Source organism: Nocardioides kongjuensis, assembly GCF_013409625.1.
GTDB classification, from domain to species: domain Bacteria; phylum Actinomycetota; class Actinomycetes; order Propionibacteriales; family Nocardioidaceae; genus Nocardioides; species Nocardioides kongjuensis.
Map to the genome: position 1 here is coordinate 249,927 of NZ_JACCBF010000001.1, position 17,373 is coordinate 267,299.

At 73.7% G+C, this 17,373-nt stretch carries 16 protein-coding genes; 13 read left to right on the top strand and 3 right to left on the bottom strand.

Features of this window, described 5'->3' with window-relative positions:
• Window positions 1–79: 79 nt before the first annotated feature.
• The gene (locus BJ958_RS01200) at window positions 80–1,051 is read left to right on the top strand and encodes a thiamine-phosphate kinase (RefSeq protein ID WP_179724816.1); all 972 of its coding nucleotides are present in this window, start codon (window positions 80–82) and stop codon (window positions 1,049–1,051) included.
• 247 nt (window positions 1,052–1,298) lie between these two features.
• Here the strand turns inward: BJ958_RS01200 and rpmB are convergent, their stop codons facing one another.
• On the bottom strand, window positions 1,299–1,484 hold the full coding sequence (gene rpmB, locus BJ958_RS01205) for a 50S ribosomal protein L28 (protein ID WP_179724818.1): 186 nt from the start codon (window positions 1,482–1,484) through the stop codon (window positions 1,299–1,301).
• A gap of 136 nt (window positions 1,485–1,620) precedes the next feature.
• On the opposite strand from rpmB, the gene BJ958_RS01210 reads away from it, so the two are divergent.
• From BJ958_RS01210 to mutM, 8 genes are all read left to right on the top strand, one after another.
• Complete coding sequence (locus BJ958_RS01210; RefSeq protein WP_179724820.1) at window positions 1,621–3,318, top strand: DAK2 domain-containing protein; 1,698 nt, start codon at window positions 1,621–1,623, stop codon at window positions 3,316–3,318.
• A gap of 13 nt (window positions 3,319–3,331) precedes the next feature.
• Window positions 3,332–5,584: a DEAD/DEAH box helicase gene (locus tag BJ958_RS01215; RefSeq protein ID WP_179724822.1), complete on the top strand. Its 2,253-nt coding sequence runs from the start codon at window positions 3,332–3,334 to the stop codon at window positions 5,582–5,584.
• Window positions 5,585–5,590: 6 nt separating this feature from the next.
• A complete protein-coding gene (rsmD, locus tag BJ958_RS01220) occupies window positions 5,591–6,184 on the top strand; it encodes a 16S rRNA (guanine(966)-N(2))-methyltransferase RsmD (RefSeq protein ID WP_179724824.1) in 594 nt (197 codons plus the stop codon).
• Window positions 6,181–6,666 (top strand): pantetheine-phosphate adenylyltransferase, encoded by a 486-nt coding sequence (gene coaD, locus BJ958_RS01225; protein ID WP_179724826.1) that lies wholly within the window; start codon window positions 6,181–6,183, stop codon window positions 6,664–6,666. Before rsmD ends, coaD begins: the two co-directional genes overlap by 4 nt.
• An 80-nt stretch (window positions 6,667–6,746) precedes the next feature.
• Complete coding sequence (locus tag BJ958_RS01230; RefSeq protein WP_179729909.1) at window positions 6,747–7,301, top strand: YceD family protein; 555 nt, start codon at window positions 6,747–6,749, stop codon at window positions 7,299–7,301.
• A gap of 43 nt (window positions 7,302–7,344) precedes the next feature.
• Complete coding sequence (rpmF, locus tag BJ958_RS01235) at window positions 7,345–7,530, top strand: 50S ribosomal protein L32 (RefSeq protein WP_028655951.1); 186 nt, start codon at window positions 7,345–7,347, stop codon at window positions 7,528–7,530.
• 113 nt (window positions 7,531–7,643) lie between these two features.
• The gene (gene rnc, locus BJ958_RS01240) at window positions 7,644–8,297 is read left to right on the top strand and encodes a ribonuclease III (RefSeq protein ID WP_246318988.1); all 654 of its coding nucleotides are present in this window, start codon (window positions 7,644–7,646) and stop codon (window positions 8,295–8,297) included.
• Between the two features lie 10 nt (window positions 8,298–8,307).
• Complete coding sequence (gene mutM, locus BJ958_RS01245) at window positions 8,308–9,180, top strand: bifunctional DNA-formamidopyrimidine glycosylase/DNA-(apurinic or apyrimidinic site) lyase (protein ID WP_179724828.1); 873 nt, start codon at window positions 8,308–8,310, stop codon at window positions 9,178–9,180.
• Here mutM and BJ958_RS01250 read toward each other — a convergent pair.
• Both BJ958_RS01250 and BJ958_RS01255 read right to left on the bottom strand, forming a co-directional pair.
• Window positions 9,104–10,411: a hypothetical protein gene (locus BJ958_RS01250; RefSeq protein ID WP_179724829.1), complete on the bottom strand. Its 1,308-nt coding sequence runs from the start codon at window positions 10,409–10,411 to the stop codon at window positions 9,104–9,106. The genes mutM and BJ958_RS01250 overlap by 77 nt on opposite strands.
• A complete protein-coding gene (locus BJ958_RS01255) occupies window positions 10,408–11,049 on the bottom strand; it encodes a sigma-70 family RNA polymerase sigma factor (RefSeq protein WP_179724831.1) in 642 nt (213 codons plus the stop codon). The genes BJ958_RS01250 and BJ958_RS01255 overlap by 4 nt, the downstream gene beginning before the upstream one ends.
• Window positions 11,050–11,209: 160 nt before the next feature.
• Here BJ958_RS01255 and BJ958_RS01260 point away from each other — a divergent pair, with 160 nt between their 5' ends.
• From BJ958_RS01260 to smc, 4 genes are all read left to right on the top strand, one after another.
• Window positions 11,210–12,160, top strand: coding sequence for a calcium-binding protein (locus BJ958_RS01260; protein ID WP_179724833.1), 951 nt, complete (start codon window positions 11,210–11,212; stop codon window positions 12,158–12,160).
• A 96-nt stretch (window positions 12,161–12,256) separates the two neighbouring features.
• The gene (locus BJ958_RS01265; RefSeq protein WP_179724835.1) at window positions 12,257–13,186 is read left to right on the top strand and encodes a calcium-binding protein; all 930 of its coding nucleotides are present in this window, start codon (window positions 12,257–12,259) and stop codon (window positions 13,184–13,186) included.
• Between the two features lie 194 nt (window positions 13,187–13,380).
• On the top strand, window positions 13,381–13,575 hold the full coding sequence (locus tag BJ958_RS01270) for a hypothetical protein (RefSeq protein ID WP_141799620.1): 195 nt from the start codon (window positions 13,381–13,383) through the stop codon (window positions 13,573–13,575).
• Window positions 13,576–13,801: 226 nt separating this feature from the next.
• Window positions 13,802–17,368: a chromosome segregation protein SMC gene (gene smc / locus BJ958_RS01275; protein WP_179724837.1), complete on the top strand. Its 3,567-nt coding sequence runs from the start codon at window positions 13,802–13,804 to the stop codon at window positions 17,366–17,368.
• Window positions 17,369–17,373: the final 5 nt, after the last annotated feature.

Genomic DNA, 17,373 nt, shown 5'->3' on the forward strand with positions numbered 1-17,373 from the left:
AACCTACCGCGCGCCCCCGGGGGAACAGAACTCGTGAGCCCAGGAACTTACCGACGGGTACGTCTGGTGGGATGGGGGCATGGCTGACGCGATCGACCGGGACACGACGCTGGCGGACCTCGGGGAGTTCGGGTTGATCGCCCGGATCGGCGAGCTGGTCGCCGCCACCGCACCCGGTGAGGACGTGCTGCTGGGGCCGGGCGACGACGCCGCCGTGCTGCGTGTGCGCAAGGGTCACGTGGTCGTGTCGACCGACGTGCTGGTCGAGGGGCGGCACTTCCGGCGCGACTGGGTGGAGGCCTACGACGTCGGCCGTCGCGCCGCCGCGCAGAACCTCTCCGACATCAACGCCATGGGCGGGCGTGCCCAGTGGCTCACCGTCGGGCTGGCCGCGCCCGCCGACCTCCCGGCCCAGTGGGCCCTCGACTTCACGCGCGGGTTCGCCGAGGAATGTGCCCTTGTCGGCGCCGGCCTCGTCGGCGGCGACGTCACCCGTGCCGACCAGGTCGTCATCGCGGTGACCGCGTTGGGTGCCTGCACGGTCTCCCCGGTGCTGCGCTCCGGCGCCGCGCCCGGCGACGTGCTGGCCCTGTGCGGCCGCCAGGGCTGGTCCGCCGGCGGCCTCGCCGTGCTCGGCCGCGGGTTCCGCTCGCCGCGGGTCCTCGTCGAGGCCTACCGCCGCCCCGAGCCGCCGTACGACGCCGGACCGGCCGCCGCCGAGGCCGGTGCCACGGCCATGATCGACGTCTCCGACGGCCTGCTCGCCGAGGTCGGCCACCTGGCCGCCGACTCCGGGGTGAGCATCGACGTCGAGACGGCCGCCTTCGACGTACCCGAGCCGCTGCTGGCCGTCGGCCAGGCCACCGGCGCCGACCCGCTCCAGTTCATCCTCGGCGGGGGAGAGGACCACCCCCTGCTCGCCACGTTCCCGCCCGGCGTCGCCCTGCCCGACGGCTGGACCCGGATCGGCTCGGTCAGCGCCCGCGGCGACCTGCCCGTCACCGTCGACGGTGCGGCGTACGACGGCCCCACCGGCTGGACCCACTTCTGACCGACCCGGCCCGAACTGGCTCCCTGGTTGCGCCGACCCGGCGCGAACTGGCCCCCGGAACGCGCCGACCCGGCAGGAAGTGGCGCGCTCATCGTGCACGGCGCGCCATCTTCTGCCGGGTCAGCGCGATGTTCGAGCCACGTCGCGCCGGGTCGGCAGGAATCCCGGGCCACTTCCTGCCGGGTCGGCCAAAAACACACCGACCCGCCGCGGAGTGCGGCGGGTCGGTGAGAGGACGAGCGTCAGGTCAGCGGGAGACCTTGCCGGCCTTCAGGCAGCCGGTGCACACGTTCATGCGCTTCGGGGTGCCGTTGACGACGGCGCGGACGCGCTGGATGTTGGGGTTGAAGCGGCGCTTGGTGATCTTGCGCGACCACGGCCGGTTGTTGCCGAAGGTCGGCTTCTTGTCGCAGATGTCGCACACGGCGGCCATGGTTGTCACTCCTGGATCGCGGATCTAAGTTTCACGGGCAGCCCGCGCGCTCAGAAGGCGCTTCGGGCAACCGGAAGAGAATAGCCGACCGGGTCGCACCGGCCGAAATCGGCGAGGTTCCCCTAGGGTGACCCCGATGGACGAGCGGACGGTGCCGGGGGAGCGGCGGAGAGGGATCGCGCTGTCGGCCGTGCTCCGGTTCGTCGACATCGCGGTGGACGCCCTCGCGGGCGCGCGCGAGGAGGTCGACGCGCTCAACGTCTACCCGGTGCCCGACGGCGACACCGGCACGAACATGTACCTCACCGTCGTCGCGGCCCGGGACGCGATCCGCACGGCCCTGGGCGAGCACGCCGACCACCCGGACGACGCCGGGGCGGCCGACGGACCGCTCGCCGCGCTCGCCCGCGGAGCCCTGCTCGGCGCCCGCGGCAACTCCGGCGTGATCCTCAGCGAGATGCTCGGTGCCGCCGCCCGCCGGATCGCGGCCGCTCGTCCCGACGAGCGCAACGCGGTCGTCATGGCCGAGGCGCTGCAGGAGGCGTCGAGCGCGAGCTACGCCGCCGTGGGGGAGCCGGTCGAGGGCACCATGCTGACGGTGATGCGTGCCGCCGCCGAAGCCGGTACGACGACCGCCACCGACCCCGAGGCGCGCACCAGCGACGTGCTCACCGCCGCGGCCGCCGCCGCCCGTGAGGCGCTGGGCCACACGCCCGAGCAGCTCGAGGTGCTCGCCCAGGCCGGTGTCGTCGACGCCGGCGGGCGGGGGGTGTCGGTGATCCTCGACGCCGCCGAGACCGTGCTGACCGGGCGCCGTCCGATCCCGGTCACGGCGCCGCTCGGCAGCCACGTCATCCCGGTGCCCCATGTCGAGCACGCGAGCGACGAGCTGAGTGCGGACGGCCCGGCGTACGAGGTGATGTACCTCCTCGACACCGACGACGACCGGGCCCCGCGGCTGCGGGAGCAGCTCGGCGAGCTCGGCGACTCGGTCGTGGTGGTCGGCCGCGACGGGCTGTGGAACGTGCACGTGCACACCGACGACGTCGGCGCCGCGATCGAGCTCGGGCTGGGGATCGGGCGTCCGTACCGGATCCGGGTCACCCACTTCGCCGAGCAGATCGCCGCCCAGACGGCGGCCCAGGAGCAACCGGCGCCCCTCGCCGGGCGCCGCGTGGTCGCGGTGGCTGCCGGGCCGGGCCTGGCCGAGCTGTTCGAGGAGGCCGGCGCCGAGGTCGTGCGCGGAGGCCCCGGCCGGCGTCCGTCGACCGGCGAGCTGCTCGAGGCGATCACCGCCTGCGGCGCGCGCGAGGTCGTCGTGCTGCCCAACGACGAGCCGACCATCCGCGCGGCGCTGGCCGCGGCGAGCACCGCCGAGGCCGACCACGGCAACCGCGGCCTGCGGGTGGCGGTGATCCCGACCCACACCCAGGTCCAGGGCCTGGCCGCGGTCGCCGTCCACGAACCCGGCCGCGCCTTCGACCAGGACGTCACCGAGATGACGGCGACGGCGCGCCACGTGCGCCACGGCGCGGTGACCATCGCGGCCCGGCAGGCGATGACGATGGCCGGACCCTGTGAGCCCGGCGACGCGCTCGGCGTCATCGCCGGCGACTTCGCCGTCGTGGGCGACGACCTCGGCTCGGTCGCGCTGGTCGTCCTCGACCGGTTGCTGGCCGCCGGCGGCGAGCTGGTCACGATCGTCAGCGGTGTCGACGGCGAGGGCCTGGCCGAGCGCGCGAGCGCCTGGGTCGAGGAGTTCCACCCCCATGTCGACGTCGTGGTGTACGACGGTGGCCAGGAGCGCTACCCGCTCCTGATGTCCGTCGAATGAGAGAGCAGCACCCGTGGCGATCACCCTCGACTCCCCGCTGACCGCCGTCCTCGGCGCGGCGACCCCGGCCAAGCGCAAGCGGTTCGCGGCCGGCCTCGGCCTGCAGACGGTCGGCGACCTCCTGCGCCACTTCCCCCGCCGCTACCTCGAGACCGGCTCGCTGACCCGGATCGACAACCTGCGGATCGGGCAGCTGCTGTGCGTCGTCGGCGAGATCGACGAGTGCGAGATCAAGACCTACACGGACCGCCGCTCGGGCCGCACGGCGTACCGCGTCGAGGCGGTGCTCCGCACCGGTGGACCCCGTCTGAAGATGACCTTCTTCGCCAAGAACCAGGGCACCGCGGGCTGGCAGGCGCGTCGGGTGGCCGTCGGCAACCGCGGCGTCTTCCTCGGCAAGGCCGACCGGTTCCGCGACCAGTGGCAGCTGGTCAACCCGGCCATGACGATCTTCGGGATGGGCGACGAGGCCGAGGGGGAGGGCGACGGCGTCGAGGACGTCCTCGACTTCGGCCCGCTGTTCCCGATCTACCCGCTCACCAAGGGCGTCGAGACCTGGGACATCGCCCGGGCGGTCACCTTCGCGCGCCAGGTGATGGAGCCGGTCCCCGAGCTGCTCCCCGACGCCCTGCGCGAGGAGTACGACGTCCTCGGCATCCAGCAGGCCTACGACTGGGTGCACCAGCCCGACGACCGCGACCAGGTCGCGCTCGCCCACCACCGGTTCCGGTTCGAGGAGGCGCTGGTCACCCAGCTGGTGCTCGGCCGGCGCCGGCGGGCCCGGCAGGCCGAGGGCGCGACCGCCCGGACCGGGGGAGTCGGCAACGTCCTGGCCGCCTTCGACGCCCGGCTGCCGTTCGAGCTCACCGCCGGGCAGACGGCCGTCGGCAAGGAGATCGACCACGACCTCGCCCAGCCGCACCCGATGAACCGCCTGCTGCAGGGCGAGGTCGGCTCCGGCAAGACCCTCGTCGCGCTGCGGGCGATGCTCCGCGTCGTCGACTCCGGCGGACAGGCGGCGCTGCTCGCGCCGACCGAGGTGCTCGCCCAGCAGCACTACCGCTCCATCGCCGCCATGCTCGGCGACCTCGGCGAGGGCGGCACCATCTTCGGCTCGGGGGAGGGCACCCGCGTCGAGCTGCTCACCGGCTCGATGGGCAAGACCCAGCGCACCGGCCCGCTCTCGCGGATCGCCAGCGGCGAGGCCGGCATCGTGATCGGCACCCACGCGCTGCTGCAGGACCAGGTGATGTTCGCCGACCTCGGCCTGGTCGTGGTCGACGAGCAGCACCGCTTCGGCGTCGAGCAGCGCGCCGCGCTCACCGACAAGGCCGCCGCGCCGCCGCACCTGCTGGTGATGACCGCGACCCCCATCCCGCGCACGGTCGCGATGACCGTCTTCGGCGACCTCGAGACCTCGACCCTGACCGAGCTGCCGGCCGGCCGCGCGCCGATCCAGACCAACGTCGTCCCCCTGGCCGAGCAGCCCGGCTGGATCGGCCGGGTCTGGGAGCGGGTGCGCGAGGAGGTCGGGAAGGGCCACCAGGTGTACGTCGTGTGCCCGCGCATCTCCGGCGACGAGCACGAGGCCGGTCAGGTCGACGCGGTCGACCTGCCTGACGAGGACGCCCCGGTCGAGGAGACCCCCAAGCCGCCCGCCGCGGCCGTCGAGGAGGTGGTGGGCCGCCTCGCCCGGGGCCCGCTGTCCGGCATCCGGGTGACCGGCCTGCACGGCCGGCTCCCGGCCGACGAGAAGGACGCCACCATGCGCGCCTTCGCCGCCGGCGAGGTCGACGTGCTCGTCTCCACGACCGTGATCGAGGTCGGTGTCGACGTCGCCAACGCGACCACGATGGTCATCCTCGACGCCGACCGGTTCGGCATCTCCCAGCTCCACCAGCTGCGCGGCCGGGTCGGTCGTGGCGGCCTGCCGGGCCTGTGCCTGCTGGTGACCCACGCCGAGGCCGGCTCGCCGTCGCGGGAGCGGCTGGAGGCGGTCGCCTCGACCACCGACGGCTTCGTGCTCAGCCGGATCGACCTCGAGATGCGGCGCGAGGGCGACGTCCTCGGCGCCTCCCAGGCCGGCGGCCGCTCCAGCCTCGAGAACCTGCGCGTGCTGCGCGACGAGGACACCATCGTCACCGCCCGCCAGGCCGCCGAGGGGCTGCTCGACGTGGACGCCGACCTCGGCCAGGCCCCGGGGCTCGCCGCCGCCGTCCGTGACCTCGAGCAGTCCCAGCTCGCCGAGTTCGTCGACAAGTCCTGAGGAGCCATGACCCGCATCATCGCCGGCCGCGCCGGCGGCCGCCGGCTGCAGACGCCCAAGGGGGACCAGACCCGCCCCACCAGCGACCGGGTCCGCGAGGCACTCTTCTCCGCGATCGAGGCCTGGGCCGGCTCGCTCCACGACCTGCGCTTCCTGGACCTGTACGCCGGGTCCGGCGCGATCGGCCTCGAGGCCTGGTCGCGCGGCGCTGCGGCGGTCACCCTGGTCGAGGCCGACCGCCGCACCGCGGAGCTGGTCCGGGCCAACGCCCGCAGCGTCGACTGCGACGTCGCCGACGTCGTGGCCCGCGCGGTCGCCACCGTGCTCGCCGAGCCCGCCCGGTCGTCGTACGACCTCGTGTTCGCCGACCCGCCCTACCCGCTGCCCGACGAGGCCGTCGCCACCGACCTCGCGCTGCTCGTCGAGCACGGCTGGCTCGCCGACGGCGCCCTCGTGGTCGTCGAGCGCTCCCGCCGCAGCCCCGAGCCGACCTGGCCCACCGGCCTCACGCCGCTCGCGGGCAAGCGTCGCCTCAAGAAGTACGGCGAGACCAACCTCTGGCTCGCCGAGGCGGGCCCCACCGATAGCCTCGCCCCATGACCCGCGCGGTGTGCCCCGGCTCCTTCGACCCGGTCACGTACGGCCATCTCGACATCTTCCGTCGTACCGCCGGGCTCTTCGACGAGCTCGTCGTCGCGACCGGCACCAACATCTCGAAGTCGCGCCTGTTCGACCCCGACGAGCGCCTCGAGATGCTCCGCGAGGCGTGCGCGGAGATCCCCAATGTCACCGTGATGGGCTTCACCGGCCTGATCGTCGACTTCTGCCGCGAGATCGACGCCCAGGCCATCGTCAAGGGACTGCGTGGCGGCAACGACTACGAGTACGAGCTGCCGATGGCCCAGATGAACGCCCACCTCACCGGGATCGAGACCATCTTCGTGCCGACGACCGCGAGGCTGGGCTACGTGTCGTCCAGCCTGGTCAAGGAGGTCGCCTCGCTGGGCGGCGACGTGTCGGAGTTCGTGACCCCCGCGGTGCACGAGCGACTGACCGCGAAGCTCGCCGCCCGCCACGCGTGAGCGCCGGGTGATTTGGTCGCGCTGCCGACGCCCCACTAATATCGACCTGATCTGTTGTGCCCGGACCTGGAAGTGAACCCCTGAACACCCTGGACCCGAGAGCGCCGCTCGTGCTCGACACTCGCGAGCTCGGCCGCCGCCCGGGGTCCCAGCGTCAGGTGTCGCGGACAGTGCCGGCCCCAGCAGATCTGGGCATCGAAGTCCTCTCCGTCCCCGAGGGCGCGCCGGTCGAGCTCGACCTGCGCCTGGAGGCGGTCATGGAAGGCGTGCTCGTCACCGGGACGGCCTCGGCCGTGCTGGAGGGTGAGTGCGTACGGTGCCTGGAGCCGATCCACGACGAGCTCGAGGTGCGGTTCCAGGAGCTGTTCGTCTACGACGACATCCGTGACTCCGAGGGAGCCGAGGAGGACGACGAGGTCAGCATGCTCCAGGACGACCTGCTCGACCTGGAGACCGTGCTGCGGGACGCGGTGGTGCTCGCACTGCCGTTCCAGCCCTTGTGCCAGGACGACTGTCCCGGGTTGTGCCCCGAGTGCGGGGTACGACTCATCGACGAGCCGGACCACACGCACGAGGCTGCGATCGACCCGCGGTGGGCGGCGCTGACCGAGCTCAAGCAAGACCCAACGGACTGAAGAGGCGCTCGACCCCGAGCGCACCCGAACCAAGGAGAAGACAGTGGCTGTTCCGAAGCGGAAGATGTCGCGCAGCAACACGCGGCACCGTCGCTCGCAGTGGAAGGCTGTCGCCCCGTCGCTGGTGACCTGCGCCAACCCGGCCTGCGGTGCCAAGCACCTCCCGCACCGTGCCTGCGGCACCTGCGGCCAGTACGGCGCGCGCGCCGACCGTCGCCAGGTCCTCTGACCCACCCGGTCGATCCAGGCCCGTCGAGTCAGGCCAGCGGCATCACCAACTACGTCGAGCTGCGTCGAGCGCTCGGGGATCCGACCCTGGACCCCGAGCTGCTCGAGCGCGCGATGACGCACCGGTCCTTCGCCTACGAGAACGGTGGTCTTCCGACCAACGAGAGGCTGGAGTTCCTCGGCGACTCGGTGCTCGGCGTGGTGGTGACCGAGACGCTCTACCTGGCGCACCCGGACCTCTCCGAGGGCCGGCTCGCCAAGCTGCGCGCAGCGGTCGTCAACGCCCGTGCGCTCGCCGGAGTGGCCCGTGACATCGGGCTCGGAGCCCACATCAAGCTCGGTCGCGGCGAGGAGGCCACGGGCGGTCGCGACAAGGCCTCGATCCTGTCCGACACGGTCGAGGCCGTCATCGGCGCGATCCACCTCAGCGGCGGCATCGAGGTGTCCGCGACCGTCGTGCACCGGCTGTTCGACCCGCTCATCGAGGCGGCGTCGGCCCTCGGCGCCGGCCTCGACTGGAAGACCTCGCTCCAGGAGCTGGCCGCCGACCAGTCGCTCGGCGTGCCCGAGTACGTCATCGAGGACGACGGTCCCGACCACATGAAGACCTTCACCGCACAGGTCCGGGTCGGCGACAAGCTCTACGGCAACGGCACCGGCCGCTCCAAGAAGGAGGCCGAGCAGGGCGCCGCCGAGACGGCGTACGGCGAGATCGCCTCCGCCCTCGGCCTCGACGCAAACGGCCGCCCGATCAGCTCCGGCAGCTGACGTCCGCGCGATGCCCGAGCTCCCCGAGGTCGAGGTCGTCCGCGCCGGCCTCGAGCGCCACGTCACCGGCGCCACGATCGCCGCGGTCGACGTCCTCCACGACCGCCCCGTGCGCCGCCACCCGACCGGTGCCTCCGGCTTCGCGGCCGCACTGACCGGCCGCCGGATCGAGGGCGCCCGCCGTCGCGGCAAGTACCTCTGGCTCCCGCTCGACGACGGGAACGCGATCCTCGGCCACCTCGGCATGAGCGGCCAGATGCTGGTCCAGCCCGTCGCCGCCCCGGCCGAGCGTCACCTGCGGGTCCGCTTCGCCCTCACCGGCACCGAGCACGGGCGTGAGCTGCGCTTCGTCGACCAGCGCATGTTCGGGGGACTGTCGGTCTCGCTCGGCGGCGCTGACCTGCCGCCCGAGATCGCCCACATCGCCCGCGACCCGCTCGACCCCGAGTTCGACGACGACGCCTTCGTGGCCCGGCTGCGCAAGCGCACGTCCGGCGTGAAGCGACTGCTGCTCGACCAGGGCCTGATCTCCGGCGTCGGCAACATCTACGCCGACGAGTCGCTGTGGCGGGCCCGCCTCCACGGCGAGCGGCCGGGCAACCGCCTGACCCGCGCCCAGGCGGTCGAGCTGCTCGGCCACGCCCGTGACGTGATGAACGCGGCGCTGGCCCAGGGCGGCACGTCCTTCGACGCGCTCTACGTCAACGTCAACGGCGAGTCGGGCTACTTCGACCGCTCGCTGCACGCCTACGGGCGCGAGGACGAGCCCTGCGACCGGTGCGGCACGGCGATCCGCCGGGTCGCGTTCATGAACCGGTCGTCGTACTACTGCCCGCGCTGCCAGACGGCTCCGCGCTCGGCGAGGCCGAGGGCGACGGCGTAGCCGACGGGACCCGCGGCACCCGCACCGTGATCCACCGCTGGACGGCAGTGTGGGTCGAGGTGCCGAGCACCCGGACCAGCACCCGCACGCGTCCGGTCCAGGCGGACAGGTCGTAGCTCGCGTCGCCCCGGTCGTCGAGCCTGCGGATCCCGATCCGCTCCAACCGGCCGTCGGCGGCGCGGCGGCTGACCGTGATCGCGTCACCGGTCCCCGCGCCGACCGCGTGCACGTCGACGACGGGGCCGCTCGAGCTCAGCGTGAGGATCGGCTGCACGCCGATCCGGCGCTTGCGGGACAGCAGCACGCGGTCCGCCTCGGCGTCGCCGTCGGTGTCGACCTCGACCCGGAACCGGAAGGTGGTCGTCTCGACCAGGGGACCGGTCGCGAAGATCGCCGTGCCCTCCTGTCCGGTGACCGCGGTCCCGGCGCGGGTCCACCCGCTGGTGCCGTGGCGCTGCAGCAGCGTGACCTCGGCGCCCTCGACCAGGTCGCCGTGGTCGCGGACCACCCCCGTGACGCTCGCGCGCCCGCCGGTGACGACCCGCCGCGTGGACGCTGTCGCGCCGACGCTGGTCGCACCGACCGGCGGCGTCGGGGCTCCGGTGGTCGGCTCGTCGGTGCCGGGGCTCGTCGGCCCCGTCGAGCCGCCCACCGAGGGGGAGCCGGACCCGGACGGGGAGCCGGTCGCCGTACCCGTCGCCTCGGGGGAGGAGGCCCCGGTCGTGCCGACCGAGGCGTCGTCGCCGATGGACGGCTGCCCGCCGGGCCGGGGCGAGCGCTCGCCGTCGGGCGTACGACGCTCCTCGGGACGCTCGCTCGCGGTGGCGCTCGGGGTCGGCGTCGCAGTGGGCGCCGGCCGGGGGGCACGGGTCCGCGGTGCCGCGGGGCGGGCCGGTGGCACGCCGACGCCGCCGAAGGCGTCGTGGGCGAGGACCTGCACGGAGTGCGGCAGCCGTTGGGTGTAGGCCGCCGCGGCCACCCCGCCGGTCAGGGTGACGGTCGCGAGCAGGGCGGCGCCGCCGACGCCGATCCGCCCGAGGACCCGGCCTCCCCGCCCTCCCCGGCCTCCCCGGCCTCCCCGGCCGCTGTGCGCGACCGGCCGGCGTGCTGCGGCGAAGGCGGCGACGAAGCGCGCCTCGTCGGCCAGCTCCTCGGGCGTGCCGGGGGCGCGCAGCGCCCGGACCAGCGGGGAGTCCTCGAACTCCTCCAGGTCGTCGTGCTCCGTGCTCATCTCACCCCCCTCGTGGTGCGGCTCTCGTGCGTGTGGGCCAGCTTCTTCAGCGCCCGGTGGATGTTGACCGCCACCGTGCCGGGTTTCTTGCCGACGATCGCGGCGACCTCCGCCACCGAGAGGCCGGCCACCACCCGCAGCATCACCATCTCCGCCTGGTGGGCCGGCAGGGTGGCCACCAGGCGGACGGCCGCCTCGGTGTCGACCCGTTCGAGCGCGGCTGCCTCGGCGCTCGGCGCCGTACCGATGTCGATCACCTCGGCTGTCGGCGTGCTCGGCCGCGCGGCCCGCGCGCGGCCGGCATCGATCGCCCGGTGCCGGCCCAGGGTGAAGACCCAGGCCCGGAACTCCGCGGGGCCGCCCGCGAACCGGTGCAGGTCGCGCACGACGTGCAGCCAGGTCTCCGCCGCGACGTCCTCGGCGGCCTCGCGCTCCCGCACCCGCAGGTAGCGCAGCAGCGGTGGGTGCAGCAGGCGCCAGACCTCGCCGAAGGCGTCCTCGTCACCGCTGAGGGCCCGGGCCAACGGCTCCCCGAGGGGGTCGACGGCGGGGCGGTCGGGCGGGATCAGGACGCCTCCTCGCTCGGTGGTCAGGGCACGGACGGCAGGAAGCGCCGGGACGTCCCCGAGCTCGCCCACCGCCATCGATCCTGACACACCACGGTGAGCGGGCCGGGAGACCGATCCATTACACCCGTGAACCGCCTGCTCCCGCCTTCCCCGTCCGGCTGTGTGTAATCCCTCACAGCCGCCGTCCGCTCCCCGGTGAGACATCCGGCTCTCGACAGGAGTGCACACCATGAACCGTCGATCTCGGGCAGTGACGGCCATGACCGTCCTGGCGACGGGCGGGGCCCTGTGGGCCGCCCTCGGCGTACCGGTCACCGCGAGCGCGGCACCCGCGCCGGAGTGCGGCGGACGCCCGGCGACCATCATCGGCAAGGACGGCGACGACGTCCTCGTCGGTACGCCGGGCGACGATGTCGCCTTCCTCGACAGGGGCAGCGACCGCTTCGACGGCCTCGGCGGCAACGACGTCGTCTGCGGGGGACCGGGCAACGACGTGATCGTCGGCGGCGACGGCAACGACGTGGTCAACGGCGGCGACGGGGACGACTGGATCGACGGCGGCGCGGGCGACGACAGGATCAGCGTGCTCGCCGGCAGCGACGGCGTGCTCGCCGGCGACGGTGCCGACACGATCACGGTGCGGGTCCCGGTCGCCGACGTGCACGCAGGAGCCGGGAACGACGTCGTCTACGCCGCCTGGCTCACCACCCCGCTGCGGATGAACGCGGGCGACGACACCGTGGTCTTCCACAACACCTCCGGCGAGGTGCGCGGCGGCAAGGGCGAGGACGTCTTCGTCGACGCCGCGTCCGACCCGGTCCTCGCGGACCAGCCCGACCTCAACCGGGCGACGACCTCGCTGCTGCGCGGCGGCTCGGGCGAGGACACCTTCACGCTCGTCTCCCAGCCGGCACCGGTCCGGCTCGACGCGGAGGCCGGTCTGGTGACCTGGCAGGACAACGCCGCCCGGACCAGGGGGATGCAGACCTACGTCGGGGGCACCGGCACTGACGTCCTCCTCGGCAGCCACCGTGCGGAGACGATCCGCGGCAGTGCCGGCAACGACGTGATCCGCGCCCGCGCGGGCAACGACCGCGTCCGAGGCGGTGCGGACCTCGACGTCGTCTACGGCGGCGCCGGCCGCGACGACTGCACGGGCGAGGCGCGGCACTCCTGCTGATCGGTCCGTGGTCCCACCAGCCCCACCTGTAATGCCCCACCGCCGCGATCCGCTGTGGTGGGTGTCATGTTCGACGACACCCAAGGAGTACGAACCATGAACACCAATCTTCGGCGCACGGCCGGCGCCCTCGCCCTCGTGACCGGCGGCGCCCTGTGGGCCACGACCGTGGTGAGCGGCACGGCGTACGCCGTCGACGCCCCGCTGTGCAACGGCAAGGCGGCGACCATCCTCGGCACCGACGGCGACGACACCCTGTCCGGCACCGACGGCGACGACGTCGTCTTCCTCGGCAAGGGCAACGACAAGTTCGACGGCCTCGCTGGCAACGACACGATCTGCGGCGGCGAGGGCAACGACACCCTCGACGGCGGTGCGGGCGACGACTGGATCGACGCGGGCCTGGGCGACGACAAGGTGAGCGTGCTGGCCGGGAACGACCACGTCTACGGCAACGACGGCGACGACACCATCACCGCCACCGTGCCCGTCGCCGACATCCACGCCGGCGCGGGTGACGACATCGCCTACGTCACCCACCTGACCAGCGGACTGAGCATGAACGCCGGTGACGACACCGTCGTGTTCGACCGCACCTCGGGCGAGCTGCGCGGCGGCAAGGGCGAGGACGCGTTCCTCGTCGCCACCCCGACGCCCGCACCGGGCGAGCCGACCCCGGGCCTCAACACCGCCACCACCTCGGTCCTCAAGGGTGGCTCCGGCGTCGACACCTTCACCCTGGCCCCGCTCACGGTCCCGGTCCGCATCGACGTCGCGGCGGGCGTCGCCACCTGGGAGGGCGGCAACGCGGCGAGGCTGAAGGGCTTCCAGGCCTACATCGGCGGTGGCGGCAGCGACACCCTGCTCGGCAGCGACCGTCCCGAGACCATCCGCGGCAAGGGCGGTGACGACGTGGTCCGTGGTCGCGGCGGCAACGACACCCTGCGCGGCGGCCCCGGCACCGACGTGGTCTACGGCGGCACCGGCCGTGACAACTGCACCGGCGAGGTCCAGCACGGCTGCTGAGCCCCGCCGTCCCTGAGCGTGTCGGGAAGGCCCGGTCTCCGGGCCTTCCCCGTTGCGGCGACCGCGGCCTTCCCGGCACTTCCCCGACGCTCCCGGCTCCGGCCGGCGCAGGTTTGACCCGGCCGTCTCGAAGTGGGACTCTTGGAGACGGCCCCCCACGGGCCGACACCCGTCGAACCGGAAGGCTCAACTTCATGGCCAAGGCGCTGATCGGCCACCTGAACAGCGACCTCCGCGACCCCCGTATCGCCCTCGAGAACGCTCGACTGCGCAACCGGGTCGCTGAGCTGGAGTCCCTCGTCCTCCGCCTCTCCGAGGAGAACGACAAGCTGATGTCGGCCCGCGCGGCCGAGATCCTGACCGGCGACGCGGAGATGCAGCCGGCCTGACCCAGGACTCCGACGACGAGCTCCCGTCGTCGCCCCCAGGTGCACAACAACGGACCACCCCCCGCCGAGCACCGGCGCCGGGTGGTCCGAGTGCCTTTTCACCCGGCAGTCGACGCGAGGACCCGCTCGGCGCGTGCAGCGAACCGTCGATCCCGCGGGGTAACGTGAGGCCTGCCGAGCTTCCCCCGCGTCGGAACCACCTTGCCCGACCCCGAAGGGAGACCGCGTGTACCTGAAGAGCCTGACCCTCAAGGGGTTCAAGTCCTTCGCCTCCGCGACAACCCTGCAGCTCGAGCCCGGCATCACCTGCATCGTCGGCCCCAACGGGTCCGGCAAGTCCAACGTCGTCGACGCGCTCGCCTGGGTGATGGGCGAGGCCAGCGCCAAGAGCCTGCGCGGCGGCAAGATGGACGACGTCATCTTCGCCGGTACCTCGGGCCGCCCGCCCCTGGGCCGGGCCGAGGTCGTGCTGACCATCGACAACTCCGACGGTGCGCTGCCGATCGACTACACCGAGGTCACCATCAGCCGGACCATGTTCCGCACCGGTGGCTCCGAGTACGCCATCAACGGCACGACCTGCCGCCTGCTCGACGTCCAGGAGCTGCTCAGCGACTCCGGCATCGGCCGGGAGATGCACGTCATCGTCGGCCAGGGCCAGCTCGACCAGATCCTGCACGCCACCCCCGAGGACCGCCGCGGGTTCATCGAGGAGGCCGCGGGCGTCCTCAAGCACCGCAAGCGCAAGGAGAAGGCGCTGCGGAAGCTGGACTCCACCGAGGGCAACCTCAACCGGCTCAACGACCTGCTCAGCGAGATCCGGCGCCAGCTCAAGCCGCTCGGTCGCCAGGCCGAGGTCGCAAGGCGCGCCGCGACGGTGCAGGCCGACGTCCGCGATGCGCGGGCGCGGCTGCTCGCCGACGACCTGGTGACCGCCCGGACCTCCCTCGAGCAGGAGCTCGCCGACGAGAGCGTGCTGCTCGCCCGCCGCGAGGAGGTCGAGTCCGCGATCGCGACCGCGCGCGAGCAGGAGGCCACCTTGGAGGCGGCGCTGCGCGAGGACCTGCCCGCGCTCTCGGCGGCGCAGGAGACGCTGTCGTCGCTGACCGCCCTGCGCGAGCGGTTCCGCGGAACCCAGAGCCTGGCCGCCGAGCGGGTCCGCAACGCCGCCGGCGTCGCCGAGACCGAGGTGGAGCAGGGCCGCGACCCCGACGAGATCGAGGCCGAGGCCGGGCGGCTCGCCGCCCAGGAGGCCGAGATCGCCGCGCAGGTCACCGAGCAGCAGGCCGCGCTCGAGGAGGCCGTCGCCGCTCGCCGGGGCGCCGAGGAGGCCGCGGCCAACGAGGAACGACGGGTCGCCGGGCTGCTCCGCGCCGCCGCCGACCGCCGCGAGGGCCTCGCCCGCCTGCACGGCCAGGTCAACACCCTGCGCTCGCGAGCCCACGCCGCCGAGGAGGAGATCGGCCGCCTCGAGGCCGCCCGCGCCGACGCCCTGGCCCGCGCCGAGCGCTCCCAGCGCGACTTCACCGCGCTCGAGACCAAGGTCGCCGGCCTCGACGCCGGCGAGGAGGGCCTCGACGCCGAGCACGAGGCCGCGGTCGCCGCGCTCGACGACATCGAGGAGCGGCTGGTCAAGGTCCGCGAGGAGGCCCAGCAGGCCGACCGCGAGAAGGCCGGGCTCAGCGCCCGCAAGGAGGCCCTCGAGATCGGCCTGGCCCGCAAGGACGGTGCTGGCGCGCTGCTCGCCGCCTCCGACACCGTCTCGGGCCTGCTCGGCTCGGTCGCCGCGCTGGTCACGGTGCGCGGCGGCTACGAGGGTGCGGTCGCGGCCGCGCTGGGTGCTGCCGCCGACGCCGTCGCCGTCGCCGACGCCGACACGGCCGTCGCGGCCATCGACCACCTCAAGAACGACGACCTCGGCCGCGCCGGGCTGCTGCTCGGCGGGGGAGAGGCCGAGACCACGTCGGGCTGGCCGGCGTTGCCGCCCGGTACGTCGTACGCCGTCGACGTGGTCGAGTGCCCCGCCCAGGTCCGGCCCGCGCTCAACCGGCTGCTGCGCAAGGTCGCGGTCGTCGACGACCTCGGCGCCGCCCGCGCCCTGGTCGGCGACCTCGCCGACGTGGTCGCGGTGACCCGCGACGGCGACCTGCTCGGCGCCCACTTCGCCTCCGGCGGCTCCCACGCCACGCAGAGCCTGATCGAGATCCAGGCCGCGGTCGACGAGGCCACCGAGTCGCTCGTCGAGGCCGTCGCTGCCGCGGAACGGCTCGGCTTCGACCTCGCCCGCCTGGAGAACGAGCGGCTCGAGGCCCGCCAGCGCGTCGACGTCGCCCTCGCCCGGTTGCACGAGTCCGACGCGACTCTCGCCGCCGTCGCCGAGGAGCTCGGCCAGCACGGCTCGCTCGCCCGCGCCGCCCGCGCCGAGGCCGAGCGGATGACCGAGGCGATCGCGCAGGCCGAGACCTCCCGCGAGCAGGCCCTGGTCGGGCTCGCCGAGCTCGAGCAGCGACTCGCCACGGCCGAGCAGGACACCGACGAGGAGCCTGACACCACCGAGCAGGAGCGCCTCGTCGAGGCCACGCGCGCGGCCCGGCAGAGCGAGATGGAGGCGCGTCTCGCGCTGCGCACCTCCGAGGAGCGCGCCCGCGCGCTGCACGGACGGGTCGACCAGATGCGCAAGGCCGCCGAGACGGAGCGCCAGGCGCGGGCCCGCGCGGCCGAGCGGCGTACCCGTCTGCTGGCCGAGGGCCGCGCCGGCCAGGCGGTCGCCACCGCCGTCACCTTCGTGCTCGCCCGCCTCGAGCGCTCGATCGAGGAGGCCGCGGCCCGGCGCCAGTCCGTCGAGGACTCCCGCCGTGGCCGCGAGCAGGAGCTGATGGTGGTGCGGCAGACGCTGCGCGACCTCGGCAAGGAGCACCAGGACCTGGTCAGCTCCGTGCACCGTGACGAGATGGCCCGGGCCCAGCAGCGGATGCGGATCGAGCAGATCGAGACCAAGGCGCTCGAGGAGCTCGGCCTCGAGCCCGACGGCCTGGTCGCCGACTACGGCCCCGACCAGCCGGTGCCGGTGCTCGAGCCGCCCGCCGAGGGCGAGGCGGCCGACCCCGACGCCGAGCCCCGCACGGTGCCCTACGTGCGCGAGGAGCAGGCCAAGCGGCTCAAGACCGCGCAGAAGGCGCTCGGCATGCTCGGCCGGGTCAACCCGCTCGCGCTCGAGGAGTTCAGTGCGATGGAGGAGCGCCACCAGTTCCTCTCCGAGCAGCTCGAGGACCTGCGCGCCACCCGCAAGGACCTGCTCGACATCGTCAAGGACGTCGACGTGAAGGTCGAGCAGGTCTTCACCGAGGCGTACGCCGACGTCACCAAGGCCTTCGACCACACCTTCGCCCGCCTGTTCCCGGGAGGCGAGGGCCGCCTGGTCCTCACCGACCCCTCCGACATGCTCGCGACGGGCGTCGAGGTCGAGGCCCGGCCCCCCGGCAAGAAGGTCAAGCGGCTCTCGCTCCTCTCCGGCGGCGAGCGCTCGCTGGTCGCCGTCGCCTTCCTGGTCGCCCTGTTCAAGGCCCGGCCCTCGCCGTTCTACATCCTCGACGAGGTCGAGGCCGCCCTCGACGACACCAACCTCGGCCGCCTGCTGGAGATCTACGAGGAGCTGCGCGAGAACTCCCAGCTGCTCGTCATCACCCACCAGAAGCGCACCATGGAGGTCGGTGACGCGCTCTACGGCGTCACCATGCGCGGCGACGGTGTCTCGGCGGTGATCAGCCAGCGGCTGCGGGACGAGTCGGCATGAACCAC

What these genes read in the sequence shown, in the direction of transcription:
- rsmD (WP_179724824.1), top strand. Translation starts at nt 5,591, where the DNA reads ATGACCCGCATCATCGCCGGCCGCGCCGGCGGCCGCCGGCTGCAGACG.
- mutM (WP_179724828.1), top strand. Translation starts at nt 8,308, where the DNA reads ATGCCCGAGCTCCCCGAGGTCGAGGTCGTCCGCGCCGGCCTCGAGCGC.
- BJ958_RS01200 (WP_179724816.1), top strand. Translation starts at nt 80, where the DNA reads ATGGCTGACGCGATCGACCGGGACACGACGCTGGCGGACCTCGGGGAG.
- BJ958_RS01270 (WP_141799620.1), top strand. Translation starts at nt 13,381, where the DNA reads ATGGCCAAGGCGCTGATCGGCCACCTGAACAGCGACCTCCGCGACCCC.
- coaD (WP_179724826.1), top strand. Translation starts at nt 6,181, where the DNA reads ATGACCCGCGCGGTGTGCCCCGGCTCCTTCGACCCGGTCACGTACGGC.
- BJ958_RS01260 (WP_179724833.1), top strand. Translation starts at nt 11,210, where the DNA reads ATGAACCGTCGATCTCGGGCAGTGACGGCCATGACCGTCCTGGCGACG.
- BJ958_RS01250 (WP_179724829.1), bottom strand. Translation starts at nt 10,411, where the DNA reads ATGAGCACGGAGCACGACGACCTGGAGGAGTTCGAGGACTCCCCGCTG.
- BJ958_RS01210 (WP_179724820.1), top strand. Translation starts at nt 1,621, where the DNA reads ATGGACGAGCGGACGGTGCCGGGGGAGCGGCGGAGAGGGATCGCGCTG.
- rnc (WP_246318988.1), top strand. Translation starts at nt 7,644, where the DNA reads ATGACGCACCGGTCCTTCGCCTACGAGAACGGTGGTCTTCCGACCAAC.
- rpmB (WP_179724818.1), bottom strand. Translation starts at nt 1,484, where the DNA reads ATGGCCGCCGTGTGCGACATCTGCGACAAGAAGCCGACCTTCGGCAAC.
- BJ958_RS01265 (WP_179724835.1), top strand. Translation starts at nt 12,257, where the DNA reads ATGAACACCAATCTTCGGCGCACGGCCGGCGCCCTCGCCCTCGTGACC.